Origin of the sequence: Nocardia sp. NPDC049737, assembly GCF_040674755.1 — a bacterium.
GTDB lineage: Bacteria > Actinomycetota > Actinomycetes > Mycobacteriales > Mycobacteriaceae > Nocardia.
This window is the reverse complement of sequence record NZ_JBFANH010000005.1, coordinates 309,863-328,542: the sequence shown is the minus strand read 5'-3', so window position 1 is coordinate 328,542 and position 18,680 is coordinate 309,863. Positions and strand designations below refer to the sequence as shown.

General features: G+C 65.6%; 18 protein-coding genes. 6 read left to right on the top strand and 12 right to left on the bottom strand.

Translation table 11 applies throughout. The features are described from left to right. Position 1 precedes the first annotated feature (1 nt). The 12 genes from AB0J47_RS10065 to AB0J47_RS10010 form a co-directional block, all read right to left on the bottom strand. Positions 2–844, bottom strand: coding sequence for an ABC transporter permease (locus AB0J47_RS10065; protein ID WP_364343105.1), 843 nt, complete (start codon positions 842–844; stop codon positions 2–4). Between the two features lie 4 nt (positions 845–848). Then, the gene (locus AB0J47_RS10060) at positions 849–1,502 is read right to left on the bottom strand and encodes a hypothetical protein (protein ID WP_364342891.1); all 654 of its coding nucleotides are present in this window, start codon (positions 1,500–1,502) and stop codon (positions 849–851) included. A 30-nt stretch (positions 1,503–1,532) separates the two neighbouring features. Further along, positions 1,533–2,828, bottom strand: coding sequence for an MlaD family protein (locus tag AB0J47_RS10055; protein ID WP_364342888.1), 1,296 nt, complete (start codon positions 2,826–2,828; stop codon positions 1,533–1,535). Next, positions 2,825–3,937 carry an MCE family protein gene (locus AB0J47_RS10050; protein ID WP_364342884.1) on the bottom strand — a complete coding sequence of 371 codons (1,113 nt, stop codon included), beginning with the start codon at positions 3,935–3,937 and terminating at the stop codon, positions 2,825–2,827. The genes AB0J47_RS10055 and AB0J47_RS10050 overlap by 4 nt, the downstream gene beginning before the upstream one ends. Continuing rightward, positions 3,934–5,043, bottom strand: coding sequence for an MlaD family protein (locus AB0J47_RS10045; RefSeq protein ID WP_364342881.1), 1,110 nt, complete (start codon positions 5,041–5,043; stop codon positions 3,934–3,936). The genes AB0J47_RS10050 and AB0J47_RS10045 overlap by 4 nt, the downstream gene beginning before the upstream one ends. Beyond that, positions 5,040–6,092, bottom strand: a complete 1,053-nt coding sequence (locus AB0J47_RS10040) for an MCE family protein (protein WP_364342878.1) — start codon at positions 6,090–6,092, stop codon at positions 5,040–5,042. The genes AB0J47_RS10045 and AB0J47_RS10040 overlap by 4 nt, the downstream gene beginning before the upstream one ends. Before the next feature lie 5 nt (positions 6,093–6,097). Further along, positions 6,098–7,135 carry an MlaD family protein gene (locus AB0J47_RS10035; protein WP_364342875.1) on the bottom strand — a complete coding sequence of 346 codons (1,038 nt, stop codon included), beginning with the start codon at positions 7,133–7,135 and terminating at the stop codon, positions 6,098–6,100. Then, positions 7,132–8,433, bottom strand: coding sequence for an MCE family protein (locus AB0J47_RS10030; protein WP_364342872.1), 1,302 nt, complete (start codon positions 8,431–8,433; stop codon positions 7,132–7,134). Before AB0J47_RS10030 ends, AB0J47_RS10035 begins: the two co-directional genes overlap by 4 nt. 18 nt (positions 8,434–8,451) lie before the next feature. Then, on the bottom strand, positions 8,452–9,747 hold the full coding sequence (locus AB0J47_RS10025) for a cytochrome P450 (protein ID WP_364342869.1): 1,296 nt from the start codon (positions 9,745–9,747) through the stop codon (positions 8,452–8,454). Between the two features lie 22 nt (positions 9,748–9,769). Continuing rightward, positions 9,770–10,105, bottom strand: coding sequence for a 2Fe-2S iron-sulfur cluster-binding protein (locus tag AB0J47_RS10020; protein WP_364343102.1), 336 nt, complete (start codon positions 10,103–10,105; stop codon positions 9,770–9,772). A gap of 370 nt (positions 10,106–10,475) precedes the next feature. Then, on the bottom strand, positions 10,476–11,192 hold the full coding sequence (locus AB0J47_RS10015) for a TetR family transcriptional regulator (protein WP_364342866.1): 717 nt from the start codon (positions 11,190–11,192) through the stop codon (positions 10,476–10,478). A 35-nt stretch (positions 11,193–11,227) separates the two neighbouring features. After that, positions 11,228–11,539: a hypothetical protein gene (locus tag AB0J47_RS10010; RefSeq protein WP_364342863.1), complete on the bottom strand. Its 312-nt coding sequence runs from the start codon at positions 11,537–11,539 to the stop codon at positions 11,228–11,230. Between the two features lie 300 nt (positions 11,540–11,839). Here AB0J47_RS10010 and AB0J47_RS10005 point away from each other — a divergent pair, with 300 nt between their 5' ends. The 6 genes from AB0J47_RS10005 to AB0J47_RS09980 are packed head-to-tail and all read left to right on the top strand — an operon-like array spanning position 11,840 to position 18,629. Then, positions 11,840–14,212, top strand: a complete 2,373-nt coding sequence (locus AB0J47_RS10005; protein ID WP_364342860.1) for a xanthine dehydrogenase family protein molybdopterin-binding subunit — start codon at positions 11,840–11,842, stop codon at positions 14,210–14,212. Then, positions 14,209–15,084, top strand: coding sequence for an FAD binding domain-containing protein (locus AB0J47_RS10000; protein WP_364342856.1), 876 nt, complete (start codon positions 14,209–14,211; stop codon positions 15,082–15,084). The genes AB0J47_RS10005 and AB0J47_RS10000 overlap by 4 nt, the downstream gene beginning before the upstream one ends. Continuing rightward, entirely contained in the window at positions 15,077–15,562 is a 486-nt protein-coding gene (locus AB0J47_RS09995) for a (2Fe-2S)-binding protein (RefSeq protein WP_364342853.1), read from the top strand. The genes AB0J47_RS10000 and AB0J47_RS09995 overlap by 8 nt, the downstream gene beginning before the upstream one ends. After that, on the top strand, positions 15,559–16,224 hold the full coding sequence (locus AB0J47_RS09990; protein WP_364342851.1) for an SRPBCC family protein: 666 nt from the start codon (positions 15,559–15,561) through the stop codon (positions 16,222–16,224). Before AB0J47_RS09995 ends, AB0J47_RS09990 begins: the two co-directional genes overlap by 4 nt. Positions 16,225–16,227: 3 nt before the next feature. Then, entirely contained in the window at positions 16,228–17,064 is an 837-nt protein-coding gene (locus tag AB0J47_RS09985; protein ID WP_364342848.1) for a mycofactocin-coupled SDR family oxidoreductase, read from the top strand. 8 nt (positions 17,065–17,072) lie between these two features. Next, positions 17,073–18,629: an MFS transporter gene (locus AB0J47_RS09980; protein WP_364342845.1), complete on the top strand. Its 1,557-nt coding sequence runs from the start codon at positions 17,073–17,075 to the stop codon at positions 18,627–18,629. The last annotated feature ends 51 nt before the right edge of the window (positions 18,630–18,680 follow it).

The window sequence follows — 18,680 nt, the reverse complement described above, 5'->3', positions numbered from 1 at the left end:
CTCAGAGCGCCTGCCGTGGGAAGAGCATCGTGTACATCTGGGTGAAGCCCACGTTCACCACCATGAGCAGCACGATCGAGGCCACCACGGTGGCATTGACCGAATTCGCGACGCCGCCGGGACCGCCCTTGGTGCTCAATCCCTTCTGGCACGCGACGACGGTCACGATGAGCCCGAACACCACCGCCTTGACCACCGCAAGATACATATCGCCGATGCGCGCGAACGAGGAGAAGGTGGCGATGAAGCTGCCGGGCGTACCGCCCTGGACATAGACATTGAACATATATCCGGCGAGGAATCCGACGAACGCGCTCAGCCCGGTCAGTCCGACCGCGACCAGCACCCCGGCGGCCACCCGCGGCACCACCAGCTTGCGCAGCACCGAAACGCCCATCACCTCGAGCGCGTCGATCTCTTCTCGGATGGTGCGGGAGCCGAGGTCGGCGCAGATCGCCGAGCCGACCGCCGCCGCCAACAGCATCGCGGTGACGACCGGTGCGGCTTGCCGGATGACCGCGAGACCGCTGGCCGCACCGGCGAGCGAGGTCGCACCGACCTGACCCGCGATCAGCCCGAATTGAATCGATAGGGTCGCGCTGATCGGCAAGGCCACCGCGACGGTCGGCAGATATGAGGTTTTGATCATGAAAGCGGCCTGCCGCACGAACTCCTTGAACGCGAAACGGCCTGTCGCGATGTCGATTACGAGATACTGCACCGCACGCACACCCAGGATGAACTGGGCGCCTACGGTATCCAGCGAGGCGACCGGATGACGGTTCAGATAGCCGCGGCCCCAGTTCCTTATCCGGGTGACCGACGGTGCGGAGGATTGATCGATCACATCACACCAGATCCACTTTGCTGGCCAGCCAGCTGTCGCCGACCCGCTCCATGGTCATGACCATGCGGCTGCGATCGATCCGTGGATCTGGGCTCACCGAGTTGGTGACCTCTTGATCGATGAACAGCATTACCTGGACGCGGTCCTTGGTCGCCGACTTGATGCTGGAGTCCACGATGCGCCCCTTGCTGATGGCCTTGTGCTCGACCAGCAGTGTCTTCAATTGGTTACTGGATTGGGTGTATGTGTCTTTGAATTCGCCGGTCGCGCCATTGATGACAGCGGCGAAATTCTGGTCGATATTCTGCGAATCGATGCTCGTCAGCGTGACCGCGTAGGTCTGCGCGGTGCTCGCGGCCTGCCGGGCCGCGGTATCGACCTGGCTGCGGTCGTGCAGTTTCCAGCCGAGCACGCAGGCAAGCACCGAGGCAGATACCGCGACGAAGGCGGTCGCGCCGACCACCGCGCGCGGCACCCAAGGACGCCGCCAGAAGGGTGATGTGGCGTCCGCGCCCACGGGCGAGTCCTCGGCTACCTGGTCCGAATCGCTTGTCTCGGTGGCTGTTTCCTTCTCGGGCACGGATGGGTTGTCGGTGTCCGAGCCCGAGTCGGTTGTCTCGGTAGCGTTTTCGGTCTCCAGCACTGATTTCTTCATCGAAACCTCCTGGCCTTCGTTGTTGGTTTGCTACTTCGGCGGTACATATGCCGGAACGTATGCACCGCCGTACGGTGTCGGGATCGACAGCGGCCCCTGCGGTGTCGGATCGGCGGTCGCCAGCGGATCGACTCCGGGCGGGGGGTGCGCGGTGTCGTCGCCCGGGGGCCGTGGCGCGTTGCGGGCTCCGCGCGGTAGGAGCGTCGGATCCGGGTCGGTGCAGTAGGCGTACAAGTAGGGTTCGGGATGGTTCGCGACGGTGACCGGCAGGCGCGGCAGGTCGTAATCGCACTGCTTTCGTGGATAGATGCTGGCGATCGCCCAGAGCGCGCCGTCGTGGAATGCGGTGCCCAAAGCGTCTGCGGTAGAGCCGGCCCGCTGCGTGGGGAAGAACAGATTGTTGATCGCCGGTACGTGCACGTATGACATCTGGGCCACGGTCGCGAGATTGCCGAGCAGTTGGACCATGGTCGGGGAGTTGTCGGCGATGATCTGGTCCATGGTCCGCAGCGCCTCCGGCCCGACGTCGAGCAGGGTGTCGAACCCGCCCGTCATCGAATTCACGCCAGCGGCAGTGCGTTCGAGATCGGCCGCGGTAGCCGCCAGAGCCGGTCCGAGCTCGCGTGCGGTGCCGAGCACCACCTCGCTGGTGCGCAGCAGACTGACAGTCTGCGGAAGTACCGCACCGAGTGTGGTGATCAGGAAGGTGCCACCATCGATGATCGCCGCCAGCTTCTCCGGCGCCGCCGAACTCGCGCCCAACTCGTGCACGATCGCCTGCAGTTTGTCGGGATCGAGTTGTGCGATGGTGCCGTTGAGGTCGCCGAGCAACTGTGCCAGCTGCACCGGCACTGCGGTCCGGTCCTTGCCGATGACCGCGCCGCCGGCTAGATAGGGGCCACCGGAGTTGGTCGGAACGAAATCCAGGTATTGCTCACCGGCCATCGACAATCCGGCCACCCGGATCGCACTGTCGGTCGGGATCCTGGTGCCTGCCTCGATCGACGCGACCGCGACCACTTCGCCGTCGACGATGTCGACCGAAGACACGCGGCCGACGCGGACACCGCGCACGGTGACGTCCCGGTCGGGCAGCAGACCACCGGATTGCGCCAGGTGGACCCGGATCTGGTAGGTCGACGCAAACGGGTTCAGCTCGAGCGATCCGAACAGGACATACGTCGCTCCCGCTATCAGCGTGGCCACCAGGGCGACCAACGAGACGACGAGTCGATGACGGACCAACCGGTCGGTGACTGCGAGGACCGCGCCCGCCGCCGACTCCAGACGGACGCCGAAGGCACGATTCGGGTCCGGGCGGTTCATCGTCCCGGTCCGATCACTCGGCCGTACAACCGGCCCAACGAGTACGCCAACGAACCGGCGAAGTTCTCCCAGTCGGTCTGGCTCGGCACCCGGGCTTCCGGATTACCCGGGAAGTTCGGGTCGGGTGCCGCTCCGAGCGCTATCTGATAGATATCGGCGTCGGCGGTGGCGGCTGCGGCGTTGGCTATCTTGCCACTGACGATGGCTATGGTGTGGTTCAGTGGGGCGAGGTTGGCGTTGGGGTCTATCGCGGCGGTGTTGAGTCCGGCGGCGAGATTGTTGAGGTCGGTAACCAGGCTGCGCTTTCCGGTTCCGTTGATCGACGGAAACTTCGCGAGCTGGCCGGCGATCCGATTCAACTGGGCTGCGAGATCCACGATGTCCTGGGTGCTGGCGGCCACAACATCCAGGGCCGGGCTCGCGGCGGCCACCACATCGTTCACCACCGACTGTTGCGCGGCCACGGTGGCGGTCAGCGTTGCGGTGTCCTGCACTACCGCCCGGATCTGGTCCGATCGCGCCGAGAGCGTTCGGACCAATGTGGTCGTTTGGGCGATCAGCTCACCCATGCGGTCGCCCCGCCCACCGAATTCGGCGCCGAGACCGTTGATCACCTTCGTCAGATCTCGGATCACACCACCGTTGACCAGCAATGCCGCCCGGGCGAGTACTTCCTCGATGGTCGCCGCCGCCGAGGTCGACGATTGCGCAATGCTGTCCCCATCGTGCAGCACCGCGGCACCGGGAGCCGGATTCGGTGGCGGATCGAGTGCGACGAATACATCGCCGAGCGGTGTGGCCGACCGCAATTCGGCGGTCGTGCCCGTCGGTAGCAGCACCTCGGATCGGATCCGCAGGGTGACCACGGCGGCGTAATCGCGTGCCGTCATGGACTCGACCTCTCCGACATCGGCGCCGTCGACCTTCACCTTGGCCTTGGTCGGGAGGTTGAGCGCGTTGGCGAAGGTGGCCGTCAGCGTGAACGTGTGCGATCCGACCGATGGCGCGGGCAGCGGCATCCGATCCAGCCCCATCGAACAAGCGCTCGCCGGTACCGCGCACAGCAGCACGACCGCGGCACTGGTGAAAGTTGCTTTCCTGGTAATCATTTCGGCAAACCCGCGATTCCGGCCAGCATGGCCACGATGCCGAAGTCCGGCCCCATATCGGACAATTTCCCGGTGTTGCAGCCGAGCTGTTTCAAGTCGAGCAGGTTGCACACCTGCTTCACCATCTGCCCGTCCAGCACGATCTTGTCCACATTCACGTGCACCCGACCGGCGCCCACGTTCTGGTCGATCACGGCATGGGCGTTGTCTACGACCAACGGGAACAGATCCATGAATTCCGCGATGTTGCGGTTGTAATCCGACAGACTCTGGAAGATGACGTTCGCACCGCTCGCCGTATTCGACAGGGCGCCACGATTGCGCTGCATGAGATCGGTTGTCCCGGTGAGGATTTCGTTCAATTTCGCGCCGGTGTCGCCGGTGCCGAGATTTTGTTCGGCGAGCAGCTCACTCAGCTGGCGGACCCCGCCGCCGAACTCGCGGATCGTCTCGTCGTTGCGCGCGGCCGCGGCGGACAGCGAGTCCAGATTGTGCACCAGAGTGGTTATCGCGTTCTTGGTGGCGGCGCCATGATCGTCGCCCATGCGCAGCGCTCGGGACAGCTGGTCCAGCGCGGCCTTGATCTCATCGCCGTTATCCGTTGCCACCGCCGCGCCGACACCGACCGCGTCGGCGATCGGGCCGTGCCCCTGCCCGTCGCCCTGCAGTGACGTGGACAGCTTCTCCGCCATGGCCAGCAGACTGTCGAACTCGACCGGCGTCTTCGTGCGATCGGTACCAAGCGTCGCCCCGGCCGCCAGGGTCGGTCCGCCGCGGTAGACCGGGGTGAGCTCGATGTGCCGGTCGGTCAGCACCGAATCCGAGACGGTCACCGCCGTGACATCGGCGGGAATCCGCACCGAGGCGTCCACCCGCATCGTCACTTCGACATGCGCGCCACGTTGCTCGACGCGGTCGACCTTACCGATCCGCATGCCGAGCACATCCACCGGATTACCGACGAAGACACCGGCGGCGCTGTCGAAATGCGCTGTCACGGTGATGGTTTCGTTCAGCCGGGACAGCGGAGCGCCGGCTGCCCCGGCGATCAGCGCGGTGGCCGCGAGTACCAGAACCAGCTTCACGGGACGGGGTAACGATCTCATCGACAGTCCTCCGAATAGGGGGGCAGCTGGATCTTCGCGCGGCCGACCAGCGCACACATGAAGGAGTCGATGAACGCTCCCGAGGACGCGTTGGCCTCCAGTTCCGGCCCGGAGCCGCTCAGGTCCGCCCAGCTGCGCCAGGGCACCGGCAGGATCTGCAATATGTTGCGCAGCAGGTCGTCGTGCCGGCTGAGCATCTGAACCAGCTGGCCGAGGTTGTCGAGCAGGGATTGAATTTCGGGCTGGTCGTCCACGACGATCGGTTGCAGCGTCCGCACCACATTGCTGGTGGCTGCGATGAGGGCGGCAATGGCCTGCCGCTTGGCCGCGACCTCCCGCAGCAGGTCGCGGCCCTGGTCGAACAGCACGCCCAGGCCGGCCCGTTGATTCTCGATGACGGTGGTGAGTTGGCTCGTGCTGGTCAGCAATGTGCCGATCTGCCCGCGTCGTTCCGCGATCACACCCGAAAGGGTGGTGACGTTCTGCATCACCGACGGAACCAGCTGTGGCAGCCCCTGTAGCTGGGTGGACAGTTCGGTGAGCGCCTGGCCGACCTTATCGGCATCGACCTGAGTGAAGGTGGTCGTGGCATCGGCCAGGGCCGACTGCAGATCATAGGGAACATTGGTCTGCGCCAAGGGGATTCGGCCATTCGGCAGCGCACCGGAACCGGCCGGTGCGAGTTCCACATACCGATTGCCCAGCAAGGTGGTGAGTTTGATCGACGCGGTCGTGGCCGGGCCGAGCGCGACATTGTCGGCGATGCTCAGCGTGACCGTCACGTGTTCACCGGCCAACCGCAGGCCGACCACATGGCCGACCGGCACGCCCGCCACCGTCACCTGATCGCCGGCACCGAGCTGCGCGGCCTGTGCGAAATCCGCCTCCAGACGTCGCTCACCGATATCGAGCGAATTGACCACCAGTGCGGCGGCGACCGCGACTACCAGCAGCGCGATCGCCGCGAATCCGAGCCAGGGCCTGCTGAGTTCTTCGAGTTGCCGACGCGCGATTCGGGTGCGGCTGTTGTGATTCCACGGTATGCGCATGCGCCTCACCTGCACTTGGAGGTGTGTTGGGCAACCCCGCCGGGGGATACCGCGTCGACTATTTGCGGAATCAGCGGTGTCAGGCCCGGGACTAGCGACACGGTCACATCGCAGATGTAGGCGTCGACGTAGCCGCCTTCCTGCGTGATGCGGGCCAGTCCTTTGAGAACCAGTGGCAGGTTGTAGCCGAGGTATTCGAACTTGCCCTTGTTGTCCAGGAAGTGCTGCGTGAATCCGGGTTCCCGAGTCAGGAATTCGACCAGGGTGGGCTGGTCGGCAGCCACGATCTCCGACGCTCGGCCGACCACCTTCGCGATCTGGTCCACGGAATCGAATAGTGCTCGCTGCTGTTGTTGCAGGCCCTCGAAGACGGCTCGTGTCTGGTCGATCACCGTGGTCAGATTTCCGCTCTGCTGGGCCAGATTGCCGACGATGGTGGCCAGATTCGAGATGACCTGTCCGAGCACCTCGTCCGGCCCGGCGAACGATTCGGCCAGCCGGGTCGTCTCCGCGATCAGCGTGGTGATCGAGCCGTTGTCGCCCTGCAAAGCCTTGATCAGGGCAGCGGTGATGTTGTCGACCGCGGTCCGGTCCAGTGTGCCGAACAACGGCTCGAAACCGTTGAGCAGCTTGGAGATATCGAACGACGGCTCGGTGTGGTCGACCGGAATCTCGGCACCGGGTTTCAGTACGGTCGGGTCGCCGTGGTTGCCCATGGCTACACCGAGATAGCGCTGACCGATCAGGTTCTGATACGTCACCGATACGGTGGTGTTCCCGGTGAGCACCTGATCGCTGTGGATCCGGAAACCGACCCGCGCGAGCGTGCCCGCCAACTCGACCGATTCGACCCGGCCGACCCGTACCCCGGCCATCCGGACGTCATCGCCGACACGCAGGCCGGAGACGTTGGTGAACAGCGCGGAGTACTCGGTGGTCTCGCCGCCGATGCCGCGCTGCAGGGTGATCGCGACCGACCAGCTGAGCAGCGCCGAACTGATCAGGAAGGCGATCAGCACGAGCAGTGATCCGCGATAGCTCATCGGGTGCCTCCGCTCGGGTCCGGCGTGATCGAGACATTGGCGCCGCGGGCCAGCGGACCGAACAGAATGTCCGCGGCGGCATTGGGATTTCCGCCGAGGATGTCCGCGATCTGCTCCTGTTCGGCGGGACTGCCGACTGACCCGATATCGCTATCGAGCAGCGAGGCCGGCGGTTGGAAGCGGCGCGGATCCAAGCCGGGCGGCAAACCCTCGGCCGGGGCGGGTGTCGCCGGACCGCTCGCGCAGTTGGGACCGGCCAGCTCGCCGTATCGGGGGCAGTCCGCCGCGGTGTACTGCCGGTTCGGTGTGAGCTGCACTATGACGCGCGGGGTAAGCCGTTGTGTCTGCGGATTCCACAACCCGTTGAAACGGGTGATCGTTCGCGTCAGCGAAACACTGATCTGCGGAAACTTGCTCGCACCGTCACCGAATGCGCCGAGGGCCGGTGACATATGCGTGGTGATTTCGATGATCTTGTCGGTGTTGTTGTCGAGTCCGGTGCCGACGGTGCCGAGCGTGTGCAGGCCGCCGGACAGCAGCGCGGTGAGTTTCGCGCGCTGCTGTGCGAGCGTCTGCAGCGGCAGTATCGCCTGATGCAGGGCGTCGAGCAGATCCGGTGCCGCCGACTGGAGTTCACGCATCGCCGCCGAGAGCGAGTCGAGCGTGGACGGCACCGCCTGCACCGAGACGACCTTGTCGAGTTCGACGACGATATCGCGCAGCCGTGCCGCCGCATTCTCGATGCCTGCGCCGCGCCCATTGGTGGCTTCGGCGAGGATCGCCAACATGCCCACCGCGTTATCGGTTTCGTCCCGACCGACCGCGGCGATGATCCGCCGCAGCTGATCGAGCGAGGTCTGCAGGCGCACGGTCGCCAGGCTGTGATCCTGGCTGATGCGGGCTCCCGAAGTCAGCACCGGTGCCGCACCGTTGTAGACGAGTTGTACCGAGGGCACCGCGAACACGTTGCTCGGCACCACCCGCGCGGTCACCGTGGCCGGAATCGTCTGCGCGAGGTGGGGATTCAGCTCGATACGGACATCGTTCATTCCGCTATCGGCGGCGGGCGTCACCGCCGTGACCAACCCGACGCGAACGCCTTGGAATTTCACATCCGACTTGGCGGGCAGCCCGTCGCCGACATTCGCCATGACTGCCGTCACCGGCACGGACTCGCGCAGTGCCCCCCGGGAATTCGCGACCATCAGTGTGGCGGCTGCCGCGATAGCGACGATGCAACAGACACCGGTCAACAGCAGGCGAACCGAGGAGGGGCCTCGGCCGTCTGGCTCGAACATGATCGACACGAAATCCACTCACTCTCGCGGGGCGGACGCGTCTCGTGGCGTGAATCGGATGTGCAGATCGGAGAGCCCGCGCAGGATGTAGGTCGGCTCGTAGCGGTAGCGGCGGTCGTCCGCGGGACCGTGCTCATCCGCATTGATCGTGATGTCCAGCATCCGATCCAGAATTCGTTCGAGCGATACCCGACCCTCCACCCGTGCCAGCGGACCTCCCGGGCAGGAGTGCACACCGCGTCCGAAAGCCAAGTGCTCGCGGAAGTTCGCGCGATCGAGGCGGAACTCGTGCGGGTTCTCGAACCGGTTCGGGTCGCGGTTGGCCGCACCGGGGCAGAACATGAGCGTGGATCCGGCCGGTACGTCGACCCCACCGACCTCGGTGGACCGGCGGGCGAGCCGGAAGCCGCTCTTGACGGGTGCGTGCATGCGCAGTGTCTCCTCGATGAAGACCGGGATGCGGCTGCGATCGGCACGCAGCGTCCGCTGCAGCTCCGGATCGTCACCGAGCACGCGGACCGCGGCGGCGAGCAGCTTGGCGGTCGTCTCCTGACCCGCGGCGAAAACGAAGGTCGCCGAACGGACCACATCGAGGACCTCGGGGGTCGACCCATCCGGATATTTCGCCAGCGCCAGCGAGGTCAGCACATCATCGCGCGGCTCGCGCCGCCGATCGCTGATGTAGGCACTGAACTTCTCGTCGAGCCACTCCAAGGGATTGATGCCCACCGCTACCTTGTCCAGCGAACCGACCTGGCTGCCGGGTCGCTCGGCACCGAGCACGACCCGGAACTCCTGGTGGTCCTGCTCCGGAACGCCGAGCAGGTCGGCGATTACCAAGAGCGAGAACGGTTTCGCGTAATCGGCGACGAATTCGGAGCGGCCGTTGGCCAGGAATTCGTCGAGCTGGCGGTCGGCCAGCCGCCACATGAACTCCTCGTTCTCCTTCAGCCGCGCCGGCGTCAACAGCCGGTTCAGCACCGACCGCGCATAGGTGTGCTCCGGCGGATCCATCGTGACCATGTGCTCGTACATGGGCAGTTGGGTGCGGTGCTGCTCGATCTGCGCGCTGATGTCTTCGCCTTCGGGCTGGAACGGCAGTGGCGGGAACGGGCCGCCCACCGCGATGCACGACGAGAACGTCTCGGCGTCCCGCAGTACCTCGGAGACCTCCTCGTATCCGGTCACCGCGAGGACGTTGTAGTGCGGCTCCCGGGTCACCGGGCACTTGGCGCGTAGATGGTCGTAATACGGATAGGGATCGGGCACGAGGGCCGGATCGGTGAAGTAGTCGATGGTATCGAAATCGGTCATCGTCGGCTCCTGGGTCGGGAGGTCATGGGTATTCCACAGTGATCGAGGTGGTCTGGGGAACGGCCTGGCAGGTGAGGATGTAGCCGGCCGCGACGTCGTCGTCGGTCAGCGCGTCGTTCACCTTCATCACGACCCGCCCATCGACGAGGGTGGCCATGCAGGTTCCGCAGTTGCCCGCCTCGCAGGAAAACGGTGGGGTCAGCCCGGCCCGGCGTGCGGTTTCGAGCACGGTATCGCCGGCTCGGCCGGGCTGTGACGTCGTGGCACCGTCCAAGTGAATTGTCACAATTCCATTGGCCACCGCCGCATTGTGAGGTAGCCCGGGTTCGGCGGGCGCGGGAGTGTGCGGGATCAACATCGATCGCGAAATCACTTTCGTGGGATTATGGGGCAGCGCATGCGGGGAAAGCTGCTCGAAATCGAATCCGAGTTTCCGATTCGATTTGCTACGCCGATGATTGTGCGCGTGGTCGCGGGCCGGGTCAATAGGTGCGAGCAAATATTTCTCGGCTGTCGATTCCTTTTTTCGGCGTCGCTGGAATGCACCTTCACCGCATGGTAATCGGAGGGTGCCTCGAATTAGGGAACCGAAAAATTCGGTCACCCGTATGGCCTAATTCTATTTCTGTTGAACGACCGGATTTCCGATCAGAAATACCACCCCCCGATGTGGCCTGGCCGCGGTGTCGCGGCGACTCGGCCGACGGTGTGGCTGTACTCGGGACCTGCTAGCCCGCGTTCGGTCGATGAGCGGCGTCGTCCTGCGCCGACGCGTCGGCGTCCCGGGATCGTTCTCGTACGAAAGGTGCGGTGATCGATGGATCCAGTACCAATGGCTGCCGCTGGTCGGTGGCGCTGCGCCGCTCGCGAACGGCCCGGTCCTGGTCTGTGTTGTCCGCGGTGAGGCGCCGCACGGTGCGCTCGAGTATCGGCAGGATCTCGTCGATGTCGAGGGTCTTGTCGGCGACCCGCGCGATCAGGGCGTAGATCACGTTGGTCAGTATCAGTCCGATGTCCTCGAGGTACTCGGGATCGGCACCGTCGAGGATCTGTCCGGCTACCGGCAGGACCGCGGCGAACCCGTCGACGCTCAGGCGCGCGCCGCCTGGAGCCGAGTGGGCCCGGTGGAACGCCTCGAGCATCGTTGGATTGCGCTCCCACGGCTCGAACACATGTCGCAGCACGCGAATCACGCCGTCGGCGATCGATTCCTCGGGGGTGGGCGGTGCGATGTCGGGATAGGTGTTGGTGGCCATCCACTCGTGGACCGCGGCGATGATCAACGCGTCCCGGGTGGGAAACAGCTTGTACACGGTCGCGAGGGATACGTGGGCGCGCCGCGCTACCTCGCGCAGTTGAACGGCGTCGTAGCCGTCGGTCTGCAGCAGTGCGAGCACGGTTTTGATGATCTTCTTCGACGGAATCCGTACTGCTGTCCGACTCACCCGAGAACTGTAACACGGTTATCATAGTAACCGTGTTACTGTCGCGATGGAACGCTTTCGGTGGGATGGATCGGCCGATCGGTGACGTGCGGCAGTCGGGTCGATCCGCCGCGACGGACCGCGACGATTTCGGTTCCGACGGCGACGGCGACGGCGGCCTCGGTCCGACCGCTCAGATCCAGGCCGGTAGGTGAATGCGGGCGAGCCGGCTCGGTGTCGGTGAGGCCCGGTCGGGGAGTGCTTCCGGTCACCCCGCCGACGGTCGCGATCGTGTATTGCGTATCGGTCGCGTGCCAGCGCAGTAATAACACGGTCGGTTCCCGCGTGATCGACCCGCTCGGCGACATTTGCGCGACGGCAGGTGCAGGTGAAAGAATCATAAGTGCCTGATAGGAGATCGTAATTCTCAGTCAAGACATATTGAACTCTTGACATCGTTGTGGATACGGTGCTAGACAATTCATCAGCAGCGATGAGCGGCTCCGAGGGGGCCGGATCGCGTTGATTCGAACGGATTGCGATGCCCTTTTTCTCTGTTCCCAGACTTTCGTTGCCGTAGTGCATATTTCTTCCGGTCGAGCGTTTCCCGACACCATTTATCCGGTGGTGGCGGAAACGCTCCGCACAGTGAATGGGAGGCCCGCCTGATGACAGATATCGGGATTCGTCAGGTGACCGAAGCGCCGCCGGCCGGATTCGTCGGCACCCGGGTCCCCAGGGTCGAAGACCTCCGGTTGGTGACCGGCGCGGGCAGTTTCGTCGACGATGTGCATCGACCGGGCATGCTGCACGCCTGCTTCGTGCGAAGTCCGATCTCGCGTGGTCGCATCGTCGGCATCGACACCGCGGCGGCCGCGGCGCTCGACGGAGTGTATGCCGTGTTCACCGCGGCCGACCTGAATCCGGAAGTGCACCAGTTCTCGTACTCGCTGGACGCCCCCGGACTGCCGCCGGTGCCGCGGCCGCCGCTGGCCGAGGGCGAGGTGCGGTTCGTCGGTGATCCGGTCGCCCTGGTGGTCGCCCTCGATCGGTATGTGGCCGAGGATGCGGTCGAGTTGGTGGTCGTCGATTACGAACCGCTCGAGCCGGTCGTCGACTACCGCACGGCACACGAAACCGCCGAACTAGTGCATGCGCAGTGCCCGGGCAACCTAGCCGGCGCGCTGAGCGGTCGTCCTGCGGCAGAGCTCGACCCGATCTTCGATTCCGCCGCATATGTGGTGCGGCAGCGGATCTTTCAACAGGCGTACGCGCCGGTGCCGATAGAGACGCGGGGTTTGATCGCGCAATGGTGGGCTCCCAGCGGGGAGCTGACGGTCTGGGCATCCACCCAGGTGCCGCACGAGATCCGCGGCTTCTGCGCGCGACTGTTGGGTATCGCCGAACATTCGGTGCGGGTCATCATGCGCGATACCGGCGGCGGCTTCGGGCTCAAGGCCGCGCCGTTGCGGGAGGACGTCTGTATCGTGCTGGCCGCCCGCAAGCTGCCGGTGGCGCTGAAATGGATCGAGGATCGGCAGGAAAACCTGATGGCGGGCGGTATGGCCCGGCACGAGCACGGCGATGCCAGCATGGCCTTCGATGCGGACGGCACCATTCTCGCCGCCGCCATCGACTACGTGCAGAATGTCGGCGCGTACCCGACGCCGTCACCGCTGACAGCCGCCATCCCGGTCGGCATGCTGTTCCCGGGTCCCTACCGGGTGCCTGCCGCGACTTTCGATGTGCGGCTTATGTATTCGAACACCGTGGGACGTGTCGCCTATCGCGGTCCCTGGCAGTTCGAGTCGGTGGCCCGCGAGGTGCTGTTGGATGCCGCGGCGCGCCGGATGGGGATGGATCCGGTGACGCTGAGACGACGCAATATGTTGCGACAGGACGAGTTCCCGATGTTCAACCCCAATGGCATGCCGTATTCCGATGTGTCGCCGTCCGAGACGTTCGAGCAGGCACTGGCCATGCTCGACTACGACGCCTTCCGTGACCAGCAGCGGCGCGCCCGAGCGGACGGACGCTATCTCGGGGTCGGCACCTGCACCTACCTCGAACCGACCACCGGCGGTACGCCGTTGCACAGCACCGAAGGCGCGACCATTCGGATCGAACCCTCTGGGAAGGTCAATGTGTATGTGTCGGGCGGATCATCGGGAAACAGCTTGGAGACCACCGTCATTCAGCTGACCGCCGATGCGCTCGGTGTGGACATCGCCGATGTCCACACGATTCAAGGTGATACCGCACTGACACCGTTCGGCGGCGGCACCGGTGGCAGCCGGTCGGGTTCCATGCTGGCGGGCGCGATCGCGGAGACGGCCTCCGTACTGCGTGAGCGGATGGTGGCGATCGCCGCGCACAAGCTGGGCGTGCCCATCGAGGATGTGGAGTTGACCCGCGGACAGGCGCGGGTCCGTGGCGTGCCCGATGCGGCGATGACGCTGGCCGAGATAGCCGACATCGCCTATTTCAACGGATACGACCTGCCGCCGGGAGTGCCTGCGGGCTTGGAGGCCAGCGGCCGATATCGGACGCCGCACATGATGATCTGGGCCAACGCGACCCATGTGTGCACCTGCGAGGTCGACATAGAAACAGGTGCGGTGACCTTGCTGCGCTACATCGTCAGCGAGGACTGCGGGCCGATGATCAACCCGGATGTGGTGGAGGGCCAGATCTTCGGCGGCACCGTCCAGGGCATCGGCGGCGCGCTGTACGAGCACCTCGCCTATGACGACAGCGGGAATCCGATCAGCACAACCTTCATGGACTACCTGCTGCCCACCGCGACCGAGGTGCCGGTCATCGAGGTCGGACATGTCGAGACATCGAGTCCCGGTCCGGGAGGTTTCAAGGGGGTCGGCGAGGGCGGCGCGATCGGGTCCGCGCCCGCCGTGATCAATGCAGTGGTCGATGCCCTGGCACCGTTCGGCGTGGAGGTCGGCCAATTGCCGCTGTCGCCCGCGGCGATTGTGGCACTGGTCGACCGGGCGCGCGCCGATGTAACCGGGACGGTGTCGGCATGAAACCCGCGCCGTTCGAATATCACGCGCCGATCTCCACCACGGCGGCCGTCGAGCTGCTCGCCGAACTCGGTGACGATGCGAAGCTCATCGCCGGTGGGCAGAGTCTGGTGCCGATGCTGGCATTGCGGTTGGCGGTCCCCGAGCATCTCGTCGACGTGCGCCGCATTGATCAACTGTGCGGTATCGAGTCGCGCGTGGACTCGGTGTGGATCGGTGCGGGGGCCACCCACACCACGGTCGGCCGGTCCGCGGAAGTCAACCGAGCGGTGCCACTGCTGGCACGGGCCACCCCGCTGATCGGTCATGCCCAGATCCGTAACCGCGGCACGATAGGCGGCTCGATCGCGCACGCCGATGCCGCGGCCGAATATCCGGCGGTGGCCATGGTTCTCGACGCGCGAATCGAGGCTCAATCGCCGCGCGGGCGCCGCACCCTGTCCGCGTCGGATTTCTTCACCGGCATGTGGAGCACCGAACTGGCCGCCGACGAACTGTTGACCGGGATCGTCTTTCCGGCGCGGCGCGGCCGGTGTGGTTTCGCGATCGAGGAATTCGCCCGCCGCAGTGGCGATTTCGCGCTGGCGGGTGCTGCCGTGGCCGTCGGCCTCGACGCCGACTCCCACATAGACCGGTGCGGTATCGGTCTTTTCGGACTCGGACCCACCCCGAGCAGGGCCACCGCCCTCGAGGCGGAACTGATCGGCCGCGACATTGCCGAAGTCGCTCCCGACGAGGTCGGTCACGCGGCAACGGAACCGTTGGACGCGGTGGCGTCCGATCTGCACGGCACGGCCGACTACCGCAAACGGGTCGGGGCGGTGATGGTGGCGCGCGCTTGGCGCCGCGCCGTTGAGGAGGCGAGTGATGACTGACATCGAAATCGAGGTGCGGGTCAACGGGCGGGCCCGGCGCCATCGGGTGCCACCTCGGCTGACGCTGGCCGACTACCTGCGCGAAATATGCGGGCTGACCGGGACCCACCTGGGCTGTGAGCACGGGGTGTGCGGTGCGTGCACGGTATTGCTGGACGGGCAGGCGGTGCGTGGCTGCCTGGTCCTGGCCGTGCAGGCCGACGGTGCGGAGGTGACGACCGTGGAGGGGATCGCATCGCCGGACGGCCGCCTGTCCCCGGTGCAGGCCGCCTTCCGTGACTGTCACGGACTCCAATGTGGTTTCTGCACACCGGGTTTCATCACCAGCGTGACCGCATTTTTGCAGGAAAGCCCAGATCCATCCGATGACGAGATCCGAGAAGCATTGTCCGGCAATGTCTGTCGGTGCACGGGATATCAGGGGATTGTGAAAGCCGTTCGTGCGGCCGCGGAATCGATCGCGAAGGAGTCCGCATGAAGTTCGAGAACACCTTCAGTATTCCCGCCCCCGCCGCACAAGCCTGGCGGGTGCTGCTCGACCTCGAGCGGATCGCCCCCTGCGTTCCCGGAGCGACCATCACCGGGCGCGACGGCGACGACTACCGCGGCAAGATCAAGGTCAAACTCGGTCCGGTCACCCTGTCCTATACCGGCACCATCAAGATCGCCTCTCAGGACGAGGCGGCCGGGATCGCGGTGCTCGAGGGCGGCGGGCGAGAGGCACGCGGCAACGGCACCGCGAAGGCGATGATCACCTGCCGGCTCGTCGAATCCGCTGGCGTGACAGAGGTTTTCGTCGAAACCGACCTGGCCGTTACGGGCAAGCCGGCCCAATTCGGCCGCGGCGCGCTCGCCGAGGTCGCCGGGACGCTCATCGGAATATTCGCCACCAATCTCGCGGCCGAGATCACCGCAGGGGCGCACACCGAACCCGAATCCGCTTCGGTCGATGCGCACAGCGCCGAATCCGACGTGGTCACCGAGCCACGCGTGTCCGCCGCACCGATCGATCTGCTCGCCGTCAGCGGAATGACCGGTGCGGCGCGCTACGGCGCGATCGCCGCCGCCGTGCTGCTGACCGTTCTGCTTTTGCTTCGCCGTCGGCACCGGGCCGACGGCGGCCACGAATCCAGGGAGTGAATGATGACCGGACGAGTAGAGGGCAAGGTCGCCTTCATCACGGGTGCAGCGCGCGGCCAGGGGCGTAGCCACGCCGTGAAACTGGCGCAGGAGGGCGCCGACATCATTGCCGTCGACGTCTGTAAGCAGCTCGACGGTGTCACCATTCCGATGTCGACACCGGACGACCTGGCCGAAACGGTCGCGCTTGTCGAGGCGACCGGCCGGCGCATCATCGCCGTCGAGGCCGACGTGCGCGATCTGGAGACCATGCAGGCCGTGGTCGACGACGGTGTCGCACAACTCGGTCGCCTCGACATCGTGGTGGCCAATGCCGGGTTGGCCAGCGATGGCGATGCGATGGACAAGATGAGCGAACAGACCTGGCGCGACATGATCGATGTCAATATGACCGGCGTCTGGATGACCACCCGGGTCTCGGTGCCGCATATCGTCGCGGGCGGTCGCGGCGGGTCGATCGTGCTCACCAGCTCGATCGGCGGCCTGCGCGCCGTCCCGAATATCGGCCACTATGCCGCTGCCAAGCACGGTGTCATCGGCATCATGCGCTCGCTGGCAATGGAGTTGGGGGACAAGAGCATTCGCGTGAACGCGATCTGCCCTACGAACGTGGCGACGCCGATGCTGCTGAACGAGCCCACCTTCCGCATGTTCCGACCGGATCTGGAGAATCCGACCGTCGACGACTTCATCCCCGTCGCGCAGATGTTCCACGTGCTGCCGATCGCCTGGGTGGAGCCGGAAGATATCAGCAACGCGGTGCTGTTCCTTGCTTCCGACGACGCCCGTTACATCACAGGGGTGGCGTTACCGGTCGACGGCGGCATGATGCTGAAGTAGGGCAGGCCATGGACTCCACCGCGACGCGGTTGTCCGTCATCCAGCGGTGGGCGCTGATGCTGTCCTGTGCGGCGGTGGCGCTTATCGTCGCCTCGATGGCCGCGCTCTACACCGCGTTGCCCGAGATTGCGGCGGCTACCGGCGCCACCCAGCAGCAGCTGACCTGGATCGTCGATGGCTACACCCTCGCGCTGGCCTGTCTGGTGTTGCCCGGCGGCGCATTAGGCGACCGGTACGGACGCCGCAGGATGCTGCTCACCGGTCTGGGGGTGTTCGCGCTCTTCTCCGCTGTGCCGCTGCTGTTGGACGGTCCGATATGGCTGATCGCGGCTCGTTCGGCGGCCGGGGTCGGCGCCGCGCTGGTGATGCCGTCGACGCTGTCGCTGCTCACCGCCGGATTGCCGGAGAGCAGGCGCGGCGTCGCCGTCGGGATGTGGGCCGGTTCCGTGGGTATGGGCGCGGTGGGCGGAATCCTCGTGTCCGGTGTGCTGTTTCAGTTCTGGACCTGGCTTTCGATCATGGCGGCGATGAGCGCATCCAGCGCGCTGCTTGCCGTCACCGGGTGCGTCATCCCCGAATCGATCGCATCGGCACGGCCCGGCATCGACCCGTGGGGCACGCTGACCTCGGCAATCGGCGTCGGCCTGATCGTGGCGGCGGCGACCGAGACGCCTCAGCTCGGCTGGTCGCATCCGCTGGTGATCGGTGCCGCCGTCGGCGGCATCCTATCGATCGGAGCATTCACGCTGATCGAATTGCGGGTGCCGGCGCCGCTGCTCGACGTCCGGCTGTTCGCCGACCGTCGATTCGGCACCGGGACCGCCTCCGTCGCAATTCAATTCCTGGTTTCGTTCGGCATGTTCATGCTCGTCGTGCAGTTCCTGCAATTGATTCTCGGCTACCGTCCGCTCATCTCGGCACTGGCCATGGCGCCGATGATGATTCCGTTCGTGACCATCTCGCCGATCTCGCCGTGGCTCGCCGAGCGATTCGGCTTGCGGCTGCAAACCTTCTGCGGTCTCGCACTGCTGGGTGTCGGGCTCCTGGCGGTCGCCCACTTGACGGTCGATGGCACCTATTTCGATGTCGTCTGGCCGCTGCTGATCGTCAGTCTCGGCATCAGCCTGTCGGCGGCACCTGCCACGACCGCGATCATGGCGGGTGTACCTGCCGACCAGCACGGCGTCGCGGCAGCCGTGAACGACGTATCGCGCGAGGTCGGCGCCGCGATCGGAATAGCCTTGGCCGGAAGCATTCTCGCCGCGGGTTACGGCCACCAGATCGCGACGATCCTGCCGATGCTCCCGCAACAGATGCGCAGTCCGGTCGCCGGCTCACTCGTCGGCGCACTGGCCGTGGCTGAGCATCTGGGCCCGCAAGCGCAACCCCTCGCCGACGCGGCCAAGGCCGCATTCGTCCACGGCGTCCGCCAAGCAGCGGCGATCCTCGGCGCACTGACCTTGGTCGCCGCAGTTGCCATCGGCCTATTGGCTCCGGGGCGGCGCCGTGGTCGAACCCCACCCACCGCCACCACGAGTTCCACTCAGGCGGCCGAACCCGACTAGCCCCGACTGTGCTGCAGCGGCAGACCGAGTGAGGCGAACTGCTGCAGAGCG